The sequence below is a fragment of the Pedobacter sp. WC2423 genome, assembly GCF_040822065.1.
GTDB lineage: Bacteria > Bacteroidota > Bacteroidia > Sphingobacteriales > Sphingobacteriaceae > Pedobacter.
The window spans coordinates 4,601,056-4,619,620 of sequence record NZ_CP162005.1 but is presented as its reverse complement, the minus strand read 5'-3'; the positions used below and the strand labels follow the sequence as shown (position 1 = coordinate 4,619,620).

Here is an 18,565-nt window from a genome sequence, read left to right as displayed (position 1 = left end):
TATTTTGAAACCTCTTTTTTTTGGAATAAGAATTAAACGTAATTATTAAGCAGGCTGTAAAGCAAGATTTTTAGCGATAATCTCATTGTAATAATCCACATATAATGGCAATATTTTTTTCAGATCAAAATCCTGTGCTCTTTTAAACGCATTTTCTTTAAATGTGTTCAGCACTTCATCATTCTCCAGGATCATAATGGCTTTTTTGGCCATATCATCCACATCACCCACATTACTCATATAGCCACAGAAGCCATCTACATTCAGTTCTGGCAAACCACCAGCATTAGAAGTAATCACAGGCACCTTACAAGCCATAGCCTCTAATGCAGCCAATCCAAAACTTTCTGTCTCAGAAGGCATCAGAAATAAGTCAGCAACAGAAAGGATTTCCTCTACAGCATCTTGTTTTCCTAAAAAGCGCACATGATCACAAATACCAAGATCGCGGCATAACTGTTCGTTATTCGCACGGTCAGGCCCATCTCCTACCATCAGTAACTTAGAAGGAATTTTATTCAGGATTAATTTGAACATCCTGATCACGTCTGCCGTTCTTTTCACTTTTCGGAAATTCGAAGTATGGATGAGGATTCTTTCATTGTTAGGTGCAATGGCCTTTTTGAAATGATCTTTTGGTTTCAGGCTGAATCTGCTGAAATCTATAAAGTTAGGAATCACTCTGATCTCATTGGTGATATCAAAATGGTTATTCGTATCTTCTTTCAGGTCATTGGAAACCGTAGTCACTCCATCAGACTTATTGATCGAGAAGGTAACTACTGGCTTATAAGTCGGATCTTTTCCAACTAAAGTAATATCAGTTCCGTGGAGCGTAGTTACAAACGGAATATAAATACCGTAGGTTTCCAGGATCTGTTTCGCCATAAAGGCAGCAGAAGCATGTGGAATTGCATAATGTACATGCAGGATATCCAGCTTCTCAAATCTCACTACATCTACCAGTTTACTGGCCAGTGCAGACTCATAAGGCGCGTAGTCAAACAATGGATAATCCCGGACTGATACTTCATGATAATAAAGGTTAGCAGAGAAAAAGTCTAACCTTGCAGGCTGGCTATAGGTGATGAAATGGACCTGATGTCCTTCATCGGCCAATGCCTTTCCCAATTCTGTAGCGACAACACCACTACCGCCAAATGTAGGGTAACAAACAATACCTATTTTCATCAATTATAGATTATCTATAACAGTTTTAACTAAACTGTTTCACCCGCAAATTACAGCACTAAAACTGAGCTTTGTGTTAAACAATTGCAATTATTTGATTTGTGACAGAATAACGTCTTCTACAGCACAGGATTATTTCTTCATTTCGGCCTGAATGACCAAAAGCATCTCATTTGGTCTTTGCGTGCCAATAAAATATTCCAAACCATCGCGGTCTGTTAGCACGACTGCATCTTTTCCGGAAGAGTAAAAGCGGATACTTCCTTTACGGTGCAGATTATATACCGGATTATTGAAAAGATAACTGCTGTAAGTATCTTTTCTGACATCAGTGATACTATTCAAATCGATCTTCACCTTTTTTGCAGTCCAAAGTCCATCAATAATCAGACTCTTATTGTGGATGATCGTTTTATATTGAATCAGAAATAATAAGGCTATAGAGATACCTATGATCCCAAAACCTACAACAAGAAATAAATCCTGCGTATTGTCGCGATCTCTTTCATATACATATGCACCAAAACAGAAAGCGGCCATTAACAAACGGATACATATCCTGATGTAATCACGACCTATATATTGTTTCTCCAGAAAAGCGTACTTATTGCCCATTTAATTTAATTTCTGTTCGAATATAGCGACTTTTTTTGTTGTAGCAGTTACTTTATATCTATTGTCCTGACGCAGACCTGCCACCCAGACCACATCGCCATTCCCATTAATGAGGATTGGAATACTATTTTTTTGGGGCAGAGGTATTTTCTGATCAATAAAGAAATTACTCAGCTTTTTATAATTTCTCATCCCGATCGGCATAAAACGATCCCCCTCCTGCCATGTTCTGATCACGATCGGAAAGATCAGCCGGTCTGCATCTATAAATGCTTTCTGCGGATTATGATCAAAGGATATCAACTCAGTATAAGAGATTTCAATAACCTGATTACCGAAAGCTATTGCCGTATCCGAAGGATGTATCATTTTGTTTGTATAAACCTCTTCTGCTGTGATGACTGTCAGCATCAGGTGTTCCCGGTTGAGGGTGAGCCGGTAACTTTCACTATAAAACGAAGTTCCGCTTTGCTTGTTTAAAGAGCCAAGCAAGTCTTCAACCACTGTTTCAGTAAAACCATAAACCTTTAACAGCTCAAACAAAAGAAGCCTTTTAGGATTCAACGCCCTGATTTTCTCCAGTGAAAGGAAAATACCATCTTTTCTTTCCTCAAAGAGCGTTGTTCTAAGCTGAGCAACTGTTTGCTGCAAAACCATCTCCGTCTCTGCGAAACGGAGAATATTATGTTCAAAGGTGTGTTCCAGATTGGGATTGATCTCCTTAAGCAGCGGGATAACCCCCAGCCTTAGTTTATTTCTGGCATAAGCAGAACTTGAATTGGAACTGTCTTCTACAAAATCATAACCTTTACGCTGAATGGCCTCATCGATAGCTACGCGGGATAAAAATAACAATGGTCTGATCAGCGCATCCCTTTTAGGTAAAATACCATGTAAACCAGCAATACCAGTCCCTCTGACTAAATTTAGCAAGACCGTTTCTATGGCATCATCCTGATGATGTGCAACAGCGATATAGCTATAATTTTCCTGTGTTCTTAATTCTTCAAACCAGCGGTACCTCAAATCTCTGGCGGCCATCTGGGTTGATATTTTATGTTCAGCAGCATACGCTTTAGTGGCGAAATGCGTCACATACAAGGGTACTTCAAGCTGGGAAGCCATTGTACTTACAAAACGCTCGTCTCTTTGTGACTCCTGTGCTCTTAGCCCAAAATTACAATGTGCAATTCCAAATTTAAATCCACCTTGCTTAAAAAGGTGAGCCATGAGCACAGAATCTTTTCCTCCGCTAACCGCTAAAAGAATTCGCTGGTCTGGGTTGAATAAAGAATTCAGGCGGATATAATCCAGGAAATTGTGCAACAGTAACATCTGTCAAAAATAACGATTTGCTGTCAAAAGAAGCAGGAAGAGGTTTTTAAATTCAGCAGACAAACTAAATATCAGATAAATTTCAAACAGGCACCGATAATGGTCGTCAAAAAACTAACTTTGTAAGGTGCGAAAAATTCACATTTCAAGTAAAATAAATACGCTTTTTAACGTTTATGATACCATCATGAACTCCATATACAGTAATCTAACCTTCAGGATTGCAGGTATCCTGCTGTTTTTCTTTTTCCCTTTGTCACTTTCGGCACAGCAGAATGCGATGCAGACGGCACAGCAGAAAACGAAAATCATCCTTCAAAGTTCAGAAAGAAGTAAGATTATTACCAAAACAGATATTACCTATTTAAGAAAACCAGTATTTAAACAGGACAACGCAATTCTTACCTGCGACAGTGCAGTTTTTTATACGTCCAAGAATTACTTCGAAGCATTCAACAACGTACACATCAATCAGGCAGATACGATCAACATTTATTCCGATTTCCTGACTTATGATGGGAATGCAAAACTTGCTCACTTAACGAGTAATGTCCGTTTACTGGACAGAACTTCTGTATTAACAACCAATGTGCTGGATTATGCCATGGCTCCTAAAGTGGGTACTTATGTGAGCGGCGGTAAAATTGTCAATAAGGATGCGACAATTACCAGTAAAAACGGTTACTATTTTGCCAATAGCAGGGATGCTTATTTTCGTTACAATGTGCTGGTTGTGACCGAACAAAGTACGATCAAATCAGATACACTCAGGTATAACACCCTAACCAACTGGGCTTATTTTTATGGCCCCACCAATATCAGAGAGAAAGATGGCGGCAATCTTTATACAGAAAACGGTGCATATAATACAAAAACAACTTATGCTTATTTTGGGAAAAACAACCTGTATACTTCTGGCAGTAAATCACTCAAAGGAGACAGCTTATATTACGACGGACGTGCTGGTTATGGCAAAGCAGTAAGAAATATTGTATTTAAAGATACGATTGATAAAATGCTGATGCATGGTCAGCTGGGCTATTATTATAAAAAGGATCAGCGGACAGTGGTTACTAAAAATGCCTATGCGGGTATGGGAACAAGCGATTCCATCATGGTTAAAGAAGTAAAGCGCCCGGATAGTTTGTGGCTGGGGGCTGATACATTGGAAACACAAATGGTTCTGCAGAAAACTTTAAAGCTGATCAAAGGCCCTGTGATCAAAAAAGATAATGAGTTAGGGGAAGAAAGCAGAGAAGGAAGTAAAGTAGGCAGTAAAAAAGCTAAACCCGGAGATCCCAAAAAGCCGGGTGTTCCTGTGGCTGATAATGGTAAAACCCCTAAAGCACAGCCTTTAAAACTTATTTTAACTGCAAAGGATAGTGTAAAAAGAGATAGTATGCTGAAGGCTAAAGTCCCCATTCAGAAAATTGATTCTATCTTCAGAAAAGCAGCAGAACTGAAAGCAACGGATACCCTGCAGAAAAAGGCAGCGATTGCAAAAATTGATGCAGTAATTAAAAAGGGTATTCCGGTTTTAAGTAAGGAAACGTTAAAAGCAGATAGTTTAAAAGCAGGTTTAAAAGCAGATCCGGCTGTAAAAAAGGTTTCTTCTGTGAAGTCTGCCACAGCCGTTAAAAAAACTAAAGATAGTTTGCCGTTTAACCCGGCAGATACTGTTCTTACACGAAGTATCAAAGCCTATCACCATGTGAATGTTTTCAAGTCCAATATGCAGGCTAAAGCAGACTCTCTGTTTTATACCAGTGCGGATTCAACTTTACGCTGGTACAAAAATCCGATTATCTGGTCGCAAAACTCTCAGCAGACCGGGGATACGATCTATCTGCAACTGAGAAATAAAAAGATAAACTCAGTTCAGATAATCAATAACGCATTTGCAGTGAATGTTGATCCGGTAGATTCTGCGAAATTCAACCAGATCAAAGGCAAAATGATCACTGGCTTCTTTAAAGATGGCACGCTAAACAGCATGTACGTGGATGGTAACGCAGAAAGCGTTTATTTCACAAAAACTGACGATGGCAAGAAATATGATAAAATGAACCAGACGATCAGCAGCAGGATCAAAGTTAATTTCAGGAAAAATGAAATCTCGGATGTTGTCCCGATTAAAGATGTAGAAGGCGCAACTACCCCCGTTGCTGACATTAAACAGGATGTAATTTTAACAGGATTTATCTGGAAACCCGAATTAAGGCCACGTTCAAAAAGAGATATTACCAATCCAAAAATAGTTGCCAAAGTAAAAGCAGGACCTAAACCAGCAGTCAAAGCAGGAGCTAAAGCAGGCGCGAAACCTGGGGCAAAAACACCGGAAAAACCAGCTTCAAAAAGTTTAAAGGATACAGCTATTGATGCACTTAAAGATCAGCTGCCTGGCGGGGCTGGTGATCTCATCAGAAAGGCAGTTAAAGATGTTGATCCTCAAATCCTGAAAAAGACAGCAGATTCACTAAAAAAGACGATTAATCCCTTAGAAGTTATACAGAAGGCACCATCAAAAGTTGCAGATACCGTTCAGAAAATAGTTCCTCAGTTACTGAAAAAAGCAGACTCTCTGTCTAAACAGCCTGTTCTTTTAAAAAAGCAATAAGCTTGCGCATCGCGATTGCGCGGTGACTGATTTTATTCTTCTCTGCCATATCCATTTCAGCAAAAGCCAACTGGTATCCGTCTGGCTGAAAAACAGGATCATAACCGAAGCCATTTTCACCTGTGCGGCTCTCCCGGAGTGTCCCCTGAATTGTGCCTTCAAACAGAAACTCTTTACCATTTTGAATTAAAGAGATTACCGTGATAAAACGTGCAGCACGGTTGTGTTGTCCCTCCATCTTCTGTAAAACCAAATCAAGATTTGCAGCATCACCTCTTTCACCAGCATAACGGGCAGAGTAGATCCCAGGTTCATTATTTAACGCTTCTACTTCCAGACCGCTATCGTCAGCAAAACAATCCAGCTGATAATTTTCAACGACAAACCGGCTCTTTAAACCAGCATTGCCAGCAAAGCTATCTGCTGTTTCCGGAATATCAGTTGTACAGCCAATATCCTGCAGATTCAGAATTTCATACTGGCCCGCTAATAAAGAGCGGATTTCTTTTGTTTTATTTAGATTGTTGGTGGCAAAGACTAATTGTCTGATCATATGGACAGTTTCTTAAGGCTGCCCCACAAAGTTTTCTTTCCCGTCTGATCATCAGCAAGCTGATCCAGGTTTGCGGAAAAAATAAGCTGTGCAGTACCTTGCATGATAATTTCGTTTAAAGGCTGGTCGCCCAAACCAAGATGTAAAGGGGTAACTCCAAAAGCAAAGACCAGCTTACTATTAAAGAAGCTTTTTAATTCTTCAAAACCAGTGTTCGCATAAGCCGCATAATTCAGTAAAGCAAAATCATTCGCAGTCAGTTGAAGTGCTTTCACGATATTCCGCAATAACTCTTTTCCTTTGTCCGTACTCACATCATTGCCAGGATCATTGACCAGGATTAAGATATTTTTCTGATTCTTGCCCAGATATTTGAATACAACAGCTTCAGCTGCGGGAGTTTTAACTTCAGCCACTACAGCGTTAATTACAGGAATTTGCTGTTCCACAACAGGAATTACAACTTCAATAACAGGAGCAGATTTGAGCTCAGGTTGTGCTGCAGAAAGTATTTGATCCTCACTATTGACCAGGTAAATATCTTCCGTAAAAAATAAACGGAGTGCTTCTGCGCTGGTAGTTAACTGTTCACCCATGAATTGTACCTTTTTTGGGAAATATTTTTTGTGTTAAAATTAGTTAAATATCTTATTATAGTGCCTTAATTTATTACTTTTATACCTTAAAAATACCATTTAGACCTTTTGTGAGAAAAATCTGTTTTATTCTTGTTCTCTGTTTTTTCTATTTCAGTACTGTCGCACAAAGCGTAGCTGTAATCAACGGCAGCCCTGTAAGCCAGAAAGAATTTGTATGGGTATATCAGAAACATCGTCCGGGGAATACAAAGCCCACATTAACGGATTTAATTTCGTTTTTAAACATATACATTGATTTTAAGCTGAAAGTTCAGGATGCCCTGGAAGCCGGATTAGATAAAGACAGTACTTTTATTGCTGAAACCAAAAATTATGAGAAGGCCCTGTTAGCTTCAGCACCACCAGAAGCAAAGGACGCTGATTTTTCTCTGGTTATCAATGAATTTAAAGAAGCCCTTTTACTTTTCAATATTTCCGGGAAGAAAATCTGGGATGGATTGGAGAATAATGACAAGCAGATCCATGAATATTATAATGCACATGCTGAGTCCTATCCTTCGATGTCTTATGAAGACAGTAAAAGTGAGGTAGCAGAGGATTATCAGAAGCAACTGGACTGTAAATGGATTACTGCACTGCGCAACAAATATAAAATAACCATTGATCAGCATACCTTAAGCAAACTGATCAGAGAATAGCACAGACAAATCATTGAATAATAGTAAATTTGCAAATAGAATATAATTGAAAATAGTATAATGAAGAAAATTTTATTGATAGCAAGCGGATTACTCTTCTTGTTTTTAAACGTACAATCCCAGACAAAAAGCGTAGATAAGGTGATTGCGGTATTGGGAAGCGATGTGATCCTGTTGTCGGAATTGAACCAGCAATACGTAATGTACCTGAATTCAGGTAATCCTGTGGATGAGAAAGTAAAGTGTTACATCCTTCAACAAATGCTGGTTCAACATTTATTAAAACAACAAGCCAATATTGACTCCGTGATGGTGGACGATAAGCAGGTGGATGATGAGCTGGATAAAAGAATGCGTTATCAGATTCAGCGTGCAGGCGGCCAGGATAAACTGGAAGAATTCCTGAACCGTTCTGTATTACAATATAAAGATGAGCTGAGACCTGATGTTAAAGATCAGCTTCAGGCGAATAAAATGCAGGGAACGATCACTGAGAAAGTGAGTATTACTCCTGTAGAAGTAAGAAAATACTATGATTCTTACAAAAAAGACAGCTTACCGGATATCCCTGCTGAATATGAAGTTGGAGAGATTGTGATTAACCCGGAACTGACAAAATCAGAAAAACAACGTTTCTTTGATAAACTTGATGCGATCAGACTACGTGTTAAAAGCGGAGAAGACTTCGGATTTTTAGCGAAGACTTACTCAGAAGATCCGGGTTCAGCACCAGAAGGTGGTGATTTAGGATTCTTTGACCGTACCATGATGGCTAAAGAATTTACAGCATACGCCTTTAAACTAAAACCAGGAGAAATTTCACCAGTATTTGAAACAGACTTCGGATTTCACGTTTTACAGGTTGTAGAAAGAAGAGGAGAGCAGGTTCACGCCCGTCACATCCTGATTCGTCCGCAAACTACCCCACAGAGTTTAGACCGTGCAAAACTACATGCTGACAGTGTTTACAACAATGTAATTGCTAATAAACTGAGTTTCTCAGCAGCAGCATCTCTTTACTCTTCAAACAAAGAATCTAAATATAACGGAGGTATGCTTTTATTTGCAGATAACGTTACAGCCAGAACAACGTTCATTCCTGCTGACAAATTAGATCCAAAAGTATTCCTTGTGGTGGACACGATGAAAGTTGGTGAAATCTCAAGACCAGTACCATTTACAGCAGCTGACGGAAAAGAAGGCTATAAAATTATCCTTTTAAAATCTAAGATTGCACCACACAAAGGTAACCTCGAACAAGATTACGCTAAGTTCAAAGAAAAGGCTCAGCAACAAAAAATGGATCGCGTAATGAGTGAATGGTTTGAAAAAAGAAGAAAAAGCACTTATATTAGAATCGATCCTGATTACTCTACCTGTGATGAGTTGAAAATCTGGACTAAACCATTACCAGCAGAAACAAAATAATTATGCAGTACACTAACGACAAAGCGGCAGTTGATGCCCTTCACCAATTCTACAAGGATATAAAGAATGAAATTGGTAAAGTCGTTATTGGACAGGATGAAGCTGTTAAATCGGTACTCATCTCTATCCTGAGCAATGGACATTGCTTATTGGTAGGTGTTCCGGGGCTCGCAAAGACACTACTGGTGCAAACCGTGGCAGATGTGCTTGACCTTAACTTTAACAGAATACAATTTACCCCCGATCTGATGCCAGGGGATATCATTGGCTCAGAAATCTTAGGAGAAGACAGGAACTTTAAGTTCATTAAAGGCCCTGTCTTCTCTAATATTGTTCTTGCTGACGAAATCAACAGAACCCCTCCAAAAACCCAGGCTGCCCTTTTGGAAGCCATGCAGGAGAAATCCGTTACCGCAGCAGGCCACAAGCACATTTTACCCAAACCCTTTTTCGTTCTTGCTACCCAGAACCCTATCGAACAAGAAGGTACCTATCCGCTTCCCGAAGCTCAGCTTGACCGTTTCATGTTCAATGTGCTGCTTACTTATCCAACCTTCCAGGAAGAACTTACTATCGTTAAAAACTCTACCGGCAACAACCCCGTTACCCTTAAAAAACTAATTAACGCTGAGCAGATTCAATACTTCCAGCAATTGATCCGTACCATTCCCGTAACTGACAACGTATTGGAATATGCAGTAAAACTAACCGGAAAAACCCGTCCCGGAAATCCATTGGCGACCCCTGAAATTAACCAGTACGTGAACTGGGGAGCAGGCCCGAGAGCCTCTCAATTTCTTATCCTCGGTGCCAAATGCCACGCTGCCATCTCCGGAAAATACTCACCAGACATCGAAGACGTACAAGCCGTTGCAGAAGCCATTCTTCGCCACCGTATCGTAAGAAACTACCGTGCCGAAGCAGAGGGTCTGTCCGTAGAGAAAATCATTCAGAACCTGCTATAAAAGAATTTCCATTACGTTCAAACAAAGATATTTCTCCTGATCAACAGTCAATCAAAACTTGATCAGGTATTCCATAAATAGAGGATTTCTCCAATTAACCTTTTATTCATTTTTCCAACTAATCTTCCCTCACTATTTCTTCACCTTATTTTCCTGTCTATTTCTCCAACCAGTCTTTCTTTCTTTCTTTCTTTCTTTCTTTCTTTCTTTCTTTCTTTCTTTCTCTCACCTCCATGCCCAACTGAAGAGCTGTTATCCAGATTTTTCATTGATTGCGGATTTCCGTCTAGCTAGTCTATCCCGTTTACAACAGGTTATCCCCATAGAAAACAAAAAAACAGGGTGTGTTATTTTCCTGACCTTCGGCTCCTCTTCAGGAGGCGGCCAGTCTGAAAATAGCACACCCTGTTTTTTTGATCCCTCAGGAAATCCCCCTTCCTTAACCCGAGAAACTACTTGACAGGCAATTCCAATCGCCGGAATAAATTGGGATAATCAGTGATGATACCATCAACCCCCAACCCCACCATATACTCCATATCCTTCAAACTATTCACCGTCCACGGTACAACCTTTATCCCCGCCTCATGGCACCGATCCACTAACCCTTTTCCAACCAGCACTGCATACGGACTATAAAAAGTCGGATTAAACCCCAGATCCTTGATATTATTCTCAAAATCCTCCTTCTCATCAATCATCAATGCAGTTCTCACCTTTGGATACTGCTCATGCACATACTGCAGACATCTGATATCAAAAGCCTGTATAATTGCCCTTTTAACCATTTTTTTCTTCACTACCACATCCATCACCAACTGAGAAAACTCTGCAGGTTCAGGATGGAACTCCAGATCACCCTTACGGATAGTTTTGATCTCTATCGCATAATTGGGCTTAGGCAACTTATGCAACTTTACATAAGCCTCTACAGAATCGATCACTTCACTTAACAACGGCTTATAAGCCTTATACTTCTGCTGACCAGGATAACGCTTATGAAACTTGCTCCCTACATCATACTTACGAATCTGATCATAATCCATTTCATACATATTGAACTTCTTCTCGTCCTTCAGCGGAATCTCCTTTCCATCAGGTGTAAGGCTGATCTCATTGTTAAAATAAGGCTCATGAGAAAGCACTACCTGCTTATCCTTTGAAATCACAACATTCATTCCCAGGGTTGTAACCCCTAAATCCAGCGCCCGCAGCATACCACCAATAGTATTTTCAGGCATCAGGCCCCGTGCTCCCCTTTGCCCCTGCTTATCAAAAGTCTGACTATACCCCTGTATACAACATAATATAGCAACTCCAAATAGTAAGTATTTTTTCATCATTCTTTTCTTTAATCATTTAACGGATAAATAGCTTTTATGATACAATACAAGCTGATTTAACCAATAGCCTTTAACATAAAAGGGTTTCTTCCTATCAGTCTAAGATAAGACCGGTACGAAGAAACCCTTTTTATTTGAGAATAAAAAACTTAGCGTTCCGCAGGAACGTAAATCTGCTGAATCAGATTCCAGTTAAAATCAGGCTGACGCTCATAAATGAACACATAATTAAAACTCTCTCTTAAATCTGTTCTGTAATCAATCGTTGCTACACCGTAAGTATAAGCTAAATCTCCGCCCGCTGCCTTATCAGCACCTACAGTTTTTAAGCTCATTTTATCAATCATGCTATTATAAAAAGCGATGATCTTATCTTTTCCAATTACAGGCTCATATCCCGGGAAAATAACTCTTGCATCAGGATTCAGGAAACCACCATAAGCAGCAACCCCATAAGATTTTAAAGTCATGTTCAACGTCTTTTCAGTTGTCAGAATTATATCTTTCCCGGCAGCTAATTGTTTCGGCCCGGCAAATTTTGGTTTGAAGTAATCCTTAGGCTCTACAAAATGAGTTGCAACCGGCTGTAAAGGCTTATGATGCTCCGCGCCTAAATCAAGAACCAGTTCCCATTTGCCATTGATTGCTTTCCATACCGAAAGATATTCACCATAAGCTTTAGTTTCTCCATCCAGCGTGTAACCGCCAGAAGTAAAACCCCAGTCCCCACTGCGCGAAACCTTTGCATAAGCAGGCGCCCAGCTTAGATTTTTATCATCAGGCTGGTTCGCATAGAATGTTTTTGCATCTACCGGATTAGGTCTGAATACCAAAGCACCTTTTGCACTGTAAGCATTGAACGCAGACTTAACCCCATCTTTTGCAGCAGTGGCTGCGAATTCCTCTTCCGCCTTTACTAATGATTTAGTAGTTCCATCAGTACGCTGAGCAGATGCACCTAAGGTAAAAGTTGCAGCCAATAGGGTGCAGATTATTTTATTGATCATGGTTTAGTATATAGTATTAAAAATTTAGTATATAGATTAAAATATAAGGTGTTTTTGATTATAATTTATTCCAGGTAGTGCCCTCTTTGCTATCCTTTAATTGGATACCGATATCCTGAAGACCAATACGTATCTTATCAGAAGTAGCATAGTCCTTGTTCTCTTTTGCGCTCTTTCTGATATCAATAACCATATCCAGTACATCATTTAATTCTGTATTTGAACTTTCCTCATCTTTTAAACCGAAGATATCATATACAAAATCCTGCATCAGCTGTTTCAGTTTATCCAGTTCAGCGGCAGAAATACTACCCTTACCATCATAAACCGTATTGATAATTCTTGCCGCCTCAAACAACTCTGCAATAACTACAGGACTATTAAAATCATCATTCATTGCCTTTACACAATTCAATCTGATCGGTTCGATCTCAAAATCTCCAGTTGCAGCTGGTGTCAGCTTTTCCAGTAAACTTAGAGAATTCATCAGCCTTCTGAATCCTTTTTCTGACGCATCCAATGCATCATTTGAGAAATCCAGCGTACTGCGGTAATGTGCCTGCAGCATAAAAAACTTAACCGTCATCGGGCTGTATCCTTTTGATAACAAAGGATGATCACCAGAAAACAACTGTAACGGCATAAAACCATTACCAGCAGTTTTAGACATTCTGGCGCCATTAACCGTTAACATATTCGTATGCATCCAGTACTTTGCAGGATGTTTATGATAACAAGCCTCAGACTGTGCAATTTCATTGGTATGGTGCGTAGCCGCCAGGTCCATACCACCACCATGAATATCAAATTCCTCACCCAGGTATTTCGCACTCATAGCAGAGCACTCAATATGCCAGCCTGGAAAACCAACACCCCATGGAGACTGCCAGCGCATCAATGTTTCAGGCTTAGCCTTAATCCATAAAGCAAAATCAAGTCTGCCGCGTTTCTCATCCTGCCCGCCCAATTCTCTTGTATTAGCCATCATATCATCCAGATTACGATTAGTTAATACCGTATAATTATAAGTCTGGCTATATTTTTCTACATCAAAATATACTGTTCCATTAGTTTCATAAGCATAACCATTGGCAATGATATCTTTGATCATCTCAATCTGTTCAATAATATGCCCGGTGGCAGTTGGCTCAATACTTGGCGGAAGCGTATTGAACATGCGCAATACATCATGAAAACCCAATGTATATTTCTGCACAATCTCCATCGGCTCCAGCTGCTCCAGCTTTGCTCTTTTCGCAAACTTATCATCACCCTCATCACGGTCACCTTCCAGGTGGCCGGCATCCGTTATATTACGAACATAACGAACTTTAAAACCCATATACTTCAGATATCTGAAGATTAAATCAAAAGAAATGAAAGTACGGCAGTTACCCAGATGCACATCACTGTAAACAGTAGGCCCGCAAACGTACATTCCAACATGATGGCCGTTTAAGGGTTCAAAATTCTCTTTTTTGCGCGTAAGGGTATTGTATAGCTGTAAACCGTTCTCCATTAGTATATATATTTATTTTAGTCCGGGAATATGCAGGACTGAAGATAACAAAGATAAAAATTTGTGAGTATATTAATTGATTCTTAAGTCACTTCTTACAGGGAAATGATCAGATAATCTCGCTTGTATAATCCGGTGGTTAATTACCTTGATTGTCTTTGTTGCGGAGATATAGTCTATCTGGAAATTAGGGAATTTTCCGTTATAAGTACGCCCAAGCCCTGTTCCCTGCTCCACAAAGCTATTATGAAGCGATTTTGTCAATTGTGTCACCGCATAAGAAGCAGGCGTATCATTAAAATCCCCTGCAATCAGGAAAGGTGTTGTACAGGACTTCATATGATCTTTCATTATATCGACCTGTCCGCTTCGTTTAAAAAACGCCGTTCTCAGCATACTCGCGATCCTTTTTGCCGGTAAAATCTCCGTGTCCATTTTCTTCGTTACTTTATCCAGATAATTATAATCCTGCTTATCAAAAGAGATGGACTGCAAGTGAACATTATAAACCCTTACCTTCTCTTTGTTTACCATTACATCCACATAGATACTTGCATTGCCCCCATGATTCGTACTGAAAAGAATACTGCCCTTATTGACGATCGGGTATCTGGAAAAGATAGCCAGACCGGCAGATTCATAATCATTACCAGAAGAAGGTACAAAATAATAGCTGGAAGTTTTCAGGATGTGCTTGAGGCTGTCAGTGATTGCAAATGTTCCTTTACGACGGGTATAATATTCCTGAAAACAGATAATATCAGGATTTTCCTCTTTTACGAGTGCAAGCATCTGCTGCTTGACAGATTCATTGCTCGCTTCTCCATAAGGTTTAAAACTATGCACATTGTAAGTCATCATTCTGACCAGTTCAGGAGCCGATTTCGGGCCGTCACCAGATTCCCCGACAAAACCAACCGTAGCAATCAGCGGATGCCAGCCTATGGCGATGATTGCGGCGGTACCTAAAGCAAATACTATCCTGCCTCTTAATATCCACCAGATCATAAACAACACATTTAAAAGCAGCACAAAAGGATAAGCCAGGCCAAAAAAGGCGATGCGCTGATGCTCTCGCGGATCAAGATTACCTGCTAATATCCCTAGTAAAAGAGCAAAAGCCATAACTATCCCAACCAGCAATGTGATCTTCCCAAAAAATGTAAGCTTCTTTTCTTTCTTCATTAATCCTTACTCGCCTTGAATAAAATCTCTTTTTCTTCCCTGCTTAACTTATCGTAACCTGACTTAGAAACCTTATCCAGCACCGCATCAACCTCTTTCTGGTTGACCTTATTGCCCTTATTCCTGACGCCAGCATTAGGCTTATCATTTCTCACCACCTTTAAAGTCGGTTTACGTTCAAACCAGCTGCTTAAATCATTTCCGCCCTGTAAAAGCTTAATATAAACAAAACCAAACAATGCACCACCCAAATGTGCAAAACTGCCACCCGGATTCTGAGAAGCAATGCTGATCAGGTCAATCACAATATAAGCCATCAGCAAATATTTGAGTTTCACATTTCCGATAAACATCAGGTTCATTGAATAATCCGGAACCAAAGTAGCCGTAGCCACTGCAATAGCCATCACAGAAGCTGAAGAACCGATGATCGTAGCCGCATAAACATGAGGAGCAAAAACAGGGAAAATATTATAAGCCAGTGCATAAATGACTGCACCCATTACGCCACCCGCAAGGTACACCAGGTGGAACTGACGCGGTTTCAGAAAATCTAAAAAGATCCTGCCCATCCAGAACAACCATAACATATTAAACAGGATGTGAAAAATATCATTATGAAAAAACTGATAGGTCAGTATCGTATAAAAGCGGAAAGGAAGTTTAGGCAATGCCGCAGGAAAAGCAACATATTCACTCACATAATCCAAAAACCGGACATTCGTATTACCGGCCAGAAAATACGTAACCCCAAAAAGAGCTACAGCGACGTATACAATCGTGTTGATTCCAATGTAAAAAAACACCGGGTTTCCAGATTGGAAAACTTTATATTTCAGTTCCTCAAGCAGATTCTTCTTAGTCATAATAATCGTAAAATGTATTTTTCTCTTTCCATAACTTCACGAGTATAAACCCTAACAATGCGCCACCCAGGTGTGCATAATGCGCAACAGAGTCTCCCTGAACACTGGCTACTCCCAAACTCAGTTCTATCAAAATATAAACCGGAATGATATACTTAGCTTTCACAGGCACAGGAATAAACATGATATAAAGTTCAGCATTCGGGTAAAGCATGCCAAAAGCAACCAGCAAACCAAATATAGCTCCGGAAGCTCCAACCATAGGGCCAGAATAGATGCCTAAAAAGGTTTGCCCCTGTTCAGCACTTAAACCTCTTAAATTTAAAGAAGCCATTCCCTTCACAATATCAATGGTTACAGCGCCCGGATTAACCGGAGAACCTGTCATTTGATAAACTTCAAAGGCCTGTACACCCCATTGTAAGGCAAGCGCACCCAACCCTGTGATCAGGTAAAAGTTGATAAACCGTTTAGCTCCCCACCTGGTTTCCAATACCGAACCAAAAGAGAACAACGCAAACATATTGAATAAAATATGGGTAAAGTTCCCATGCATAAACATATACGTGATTGGCTGCCAGATCTTAAACAGCGGAGAATCAAAGTAAAATGCACCCAGATAATAACCCAGGTCGATTCCTTTAGACTCAAAAACATATTTAGCTGCAAAAAACAACACATTGATGATCAACAGGTTCTTAACAACTGGAGGTATGTGAATATTATTCATCATTACTTATCAAATTTTCTATCAATTTCTGTCAGTGACATGGTCTGGATTACAGGTCTGCCACTAATACTAAAGTTTGGCGCTTTACACGCAAACAACTGTTCAATCAGCATATTCATCTCCTGCTGACCTAAAACAACGCCACTTTTAATCGCACTGTTTTTGGCCATACTTCTTGCAAGCGCGTCTCTCTTATCCAGCTTTAATTCTTGCTGAGAATTCTTAAACCCTTCTATCAGATGTTCAAAAAGCTGAGTTTCATTAATCTGGTTGCTTCCCAGATCAACAGGAATCCCTTCAATGACCAAAGTATTCTTTCCAAATTCTCTGACCTCAAAGCCCAGGCTCTTGATATCATCCAGCAAACTCTTCGCTAATTCATAATCATTCGGACTTAAGGTAACCGTCTGCGGAAATAAACTTTGCTGTGAAGCACCTTTACGATCTTCCAGATTGATGCTGAAACGTTCGTACAATATCCTTTCGTGTGCGGCCTGCTGATCAATCAGCATTAAACCCGACTTAATCTGCGAAATAATATATTTATTATGCAGCTGCATCAGCTGTTTCTGTATCGGTGCGTATTTATCGTCAGGCCCATTTCCCGGTAATTCCATTTTAACCTGCTCGGTGGGCTTATCCCTGGAAATTTCATATAATGAACCCCAATTCTTAGCTACAGGCTGATGATCTCTGCTACCCGAATTCCTGAATCCTGTCTCTGTACCTTTAAAACCAGTTTCCGTGCCCCTGAAACCAGAAGAACCAGATCCCTTATCCGTACTCTTATCATCAGCAAAAGGATTAAAATCAGGATTAAAACTAATACTTGGCGGAATAATTTCATCCAGATTCTTAGGGCTGATCATTCCGCTAAAAGCTGTTTCCTGATCAAAATCAATCGTCGGACTAATATTAAACCTTCCTAAAGAACGTTTAACCGCAGAGTGTATAATCGCATAAATAGATTTCTCATCCAGGTATTTGATCTCCGTTTTGGTAGGATGTACATTCACATCAATCTTCGCCGGGTCAATATCTATAAAAAGCACATAAAAAGGGAAGTTATCATCTGATAACAAATCTTCATAAGCTTTATTAATCGCGTGGTTCAGATAGTTATCCCTGATGAAACGGTTATTTACAAAAAAGAACTGTTCCCCCCTTGTTTTCTTTGCAAACTGAGGCTTGCCAATAAACCCTTTCAGGTTAATAATGGTTGTATCCTCCTCTACAGGAATTAACCTTTCGTTATAATTATTTCCAAATAAATGGACTATCCGTTGTTTTAAAGCAGATGAAGGCAATCTGAAAATCTCCATCCCATCATGATGCAAACTGAAAGAAATGGCTGGATTAGCCAATGAAACCCTTTGGAATTCATCGATAATATGCCTCATTTCAGCAGGATTGCTCTTTAGAAAATTGCGTCTTGCCGGAGTATTAAAGAATAAGTTCTTAATACATATACTGGTTCCCTGCGGCGTAGCTACAGGTTCCTGTTTAGTGATCGTTGCGCCCTCAATCTCGATCAGCGTACCCAGTTCATCTTCATAACGGCGGGTTCTCATTTCAACCTGCGCAATCGCTGCAATAGATGCCATTGCTTCCCCACGGAAACCCATGGTACGAATAGCAAACAAATCTTCTGCTTTGCGCACTTTTGAAGTTGCATGACGCTCAAAACACATACGTGCATCAGAAACGCTCATTCCACATCCGTTATCGATCACCTGAATAAGTACCTTTCCGGCATCTTTCAAGATCAATTGTATTTTATTCGCCCCCGCATCAATGGCATTTTCCATCAACTCTTTCACAGCCGATGCAGGTCGCTGAACTACCTCTCCGGCAGCAATTTGATTCGCAACACTCTCGGGTAAAAGTTGTATTATATCTGACATTTAGTTCCTT

The 18,565-nt window shown here is 39.9% G+C and carries 17 protein-coding genes; 4 read left to right on the top strand and 13 right to left on the bottom strand.

Annotated features, from left to right (window positions below; all coding sequences use genetic code 11):
* Positions 1 to 45: 45 nt before the first annotated feature.
* From bshA to tilS, 3 genes are all read right to left on the bottom strand, one after another.
* A complete protein-coding gene (gene bshA, locus AB3G38_RS19180) occupies positions 46 to 1,191 on the bottom strand; it encodes an N-acetyl-alpha-D-glucosaminyl L-malate synthase BshA (protein ID WP_367865398.1) in 1,146 nt (381 codons plus the stop codon).
* A 132-nt stretch (positions 1,192 to 1,323) separates the two neighbouring features.
* Positions 1,324 to 1,806, bottom strand: coding sequence for a hypothetical protein (locus tag AB3G38_RS19175; protein WP_367865397.1), 483 nt, complete (start codon positions 1,804 to 1,806; stop codon positions 1,324 to 1,326).
* Complete coding sequence (tilS, locus tag AB3G38_RS19170; protein WP_367865396.1) at positions 1,807 to 3,141, bottom strand: tRNA lysidine(34) synthetase TilS; 1,335 nt, start codon at positions 3,139 to 3,141, stop codon at positions 1,807 to 1,809.
* A gap of 187 nt (positions 3,142 to 3,328) precedes the next feature.
* On the opposite strand from tilS, the gene AB3G38_RS19165 reads away from it, so the two are divergent.
* Positions 3,329 to 5,758, top strand: a complete 2,430-nt coding sequence (locus tag AB3G38_RS19165) for an OstA-like protein (protein ID WP_367865395.1) — start codon at positions 3,329 to 3,331, stop codon at positions 5,756 to 5,758.
* Here the strand turns inward: AB3G38_RS19165 and rdgB are convergent.
* Together rdgB and AB3G38_RS19155 are read right to left on the bottom strand one after the other, a co-directional pair.
* Positions 5,727 to 6,308 (bottom strand): RdgB/HAM1 family non-canonical purine NTP pyrophosphatase, encoded by a 582-nt coding sequence (rdgB, locus tag AB3G38_RS19160; RefSeq protein WP_367868777.1) that lies wholly within the window; start codon positions 6,306 to 6,308, stop codon positions 5,727 to 5,729. The genes AB3G38_RS19165 and rdgB overlap by 32 nt on opposite strands.
* Positions 6,308 to 6,907, bottom strand: coding sequence for a hypothetical protein (locus AB3G38_RS19155; protein WP_367865394.1), 600 nt, complete (start codon positions 6,905 to 6,907; stop codon positions 6,308 to 6,310). Before AB3G38_RS19155 ends, rdgB begins: the two co-directional genes overlap by 1 nt.
* Positions 6,908 to 7,017: 110 nt before the next feature.
* Here AB3G38_RS19155 and AB3G38_RS19150 point away from each other — a divergent pair, with 110 nt between their 5' ends.
* The 3 genes from AB3G38_RS19150 to AB3G38_RS19140 are packed head-to-tail and all read left to right on the top strand — an operon-like array spanning position 7,018 to position 10,001.
* A complete protein-coding gene (locus tag AB3G38_RS19150; protein ID WP_367865393.1) occupies positions 7,018 to 7,608 on the top strand; it encodes a hypothetical protein in 591 nt (196 codons plus the stop codon).
* Positions 7,609 to 7,668: 60 nt separating this feature from the next.
* A complete protein-coding gene (locus AB3G38_RS19145) occupies positions 7,669 to 9,036 on the top strand; it encodes a peptidylprolyl isomerase (RefSeq protein WP_367865392.1) in 1,368 nt (455 codons plus the stop codon).
* A 2-nt stretch (positions 9,037 to 9,038) separates the two neighbouring features.
* The gene (locus tag AB3G38_RS19140) at positions 9,039 to 10,001 is read left to right on the top strand and encodes an AAA family ATPase (protein ID WP_367865391.1); all 963 of its coding nucleotides are present in this window, start codon (positions 9,039 to 9,041) and stop codon (positions 9,999 to 10,001) included.
* Between the two features lie 140 nt (positions 10,002 to 10,141).
* Here the strand turns inward: AB3G38_RS19140 and AB3G38_RS19135 are convergent, their stop codons facing one another.
* The 8 genes from AB3G38_RS19135 to mutL form a co-directional block, all read right to left on the bottom strand.
* Positions 10,142 to 10,270, bottom strand: coding sequence for a hypothetical protein (locus tag AB3G38_RS19135; protein WP_367865390.1), 129 nt, complete (start codon positions 10,268 to 10,270; stop codon positions 10,142 to 10,144).
* Between the two features lie 183 nt (positions 10,271 to 10,453).
* Positions 10,454 to 11,344, bottom strand: a complete 891-nt coding sequence (locus AB3G38_RS19130) for a glycerophosphodiester phosphodiesterase family protein (protein WP_367865389.1) — start codon at positions 11,342 to 11,344, stop codon at positions 10,454 to 10,456.
* Positions 11,345 to 11,493: 149 nt separating this feature from the next.
* Complete coding sequence (locus AB3G38_RS19125) at positions 11,494 to 12,351, bottom strand: nuclear transport factor 2 family protein (RefSeq protein ID WP_367865388.1); 858 nt, start codon at positions 12,349 to 12,351, stop codon at positions 11,494 to 11,496.
* Positions 12,352 to 12,409: 58 nt separating this feature from the next.
* A complete protein-coding gene (cysS, locus tag AB3G38_RS19120) occupies positions 12,410 to 13,870 on the bottom strand; it encodes a cysteine--tRNA ligase (RefSeq protein ID WP_183891788.1) in 1,461 nt (486 codons plus the stop codon).
* Between the two features lie 72 nt (positions 13,871 to 13,942).
* Positions 13,943 to 15,055, bottom strand: coding sequence for an endonuclease/exonuclease/phosphatase family protein (locus AB3G38_RS19115; RefSeq protein WP_367865387.1), 1,113 nt, complete (start codon positions 15,053 to 15,055; stop codon positions 13,943 to 13,945).
* Positions 15,055 to 15,921 carry a rhomboid family intramembrane serine protease gene (locus AB3G38_RS19110; RefSeq protein ID WP_367865386.1) on the bottom strand — a complete coding sequence of 289 codons (867 nt, stop codon included), beginning with the start codon at positions 15,919 to 15,921 and terminating at the stop codon, positions 15,055 to 15,057. Before AB3G38_RS19110 ends, AB3G38_RS19115 begins: the two co-directional genes overlap by 1 nt.
* Positions 15,914 to 16,651, bottom strand: a complete 738-nt coding sequence (locus AB3G38_RS19105) for a rhomboid family intramembrane serine protease (protein ID WP_367868776.1) — start codon at positions 16,649 to 16,651, stop codon at positions 15,914 to 15,916. Before AB3G38_RS19105 ends, AB3G38_RS19110 begins: the two co-directional genes overlap by 8 nt.
* A gap of 2 nt (positions 16,652 to 16,653) precedes the next feature.
* Positions 16,654 to 18,555 (bottom strand): DNA mismatch repair endonuclease MutL, encoded by a 1,902-nt coding sequence (mutL, locus tag AB3G38_RS19100; protein WP_367865385.1) that lies wholly within the window; start codon positions 18,553 to 18,555, stop codon positions 16,654 to 16,656.
* Positions 18,556 to 18,565 lie beyond the last annotated feature (10 nt).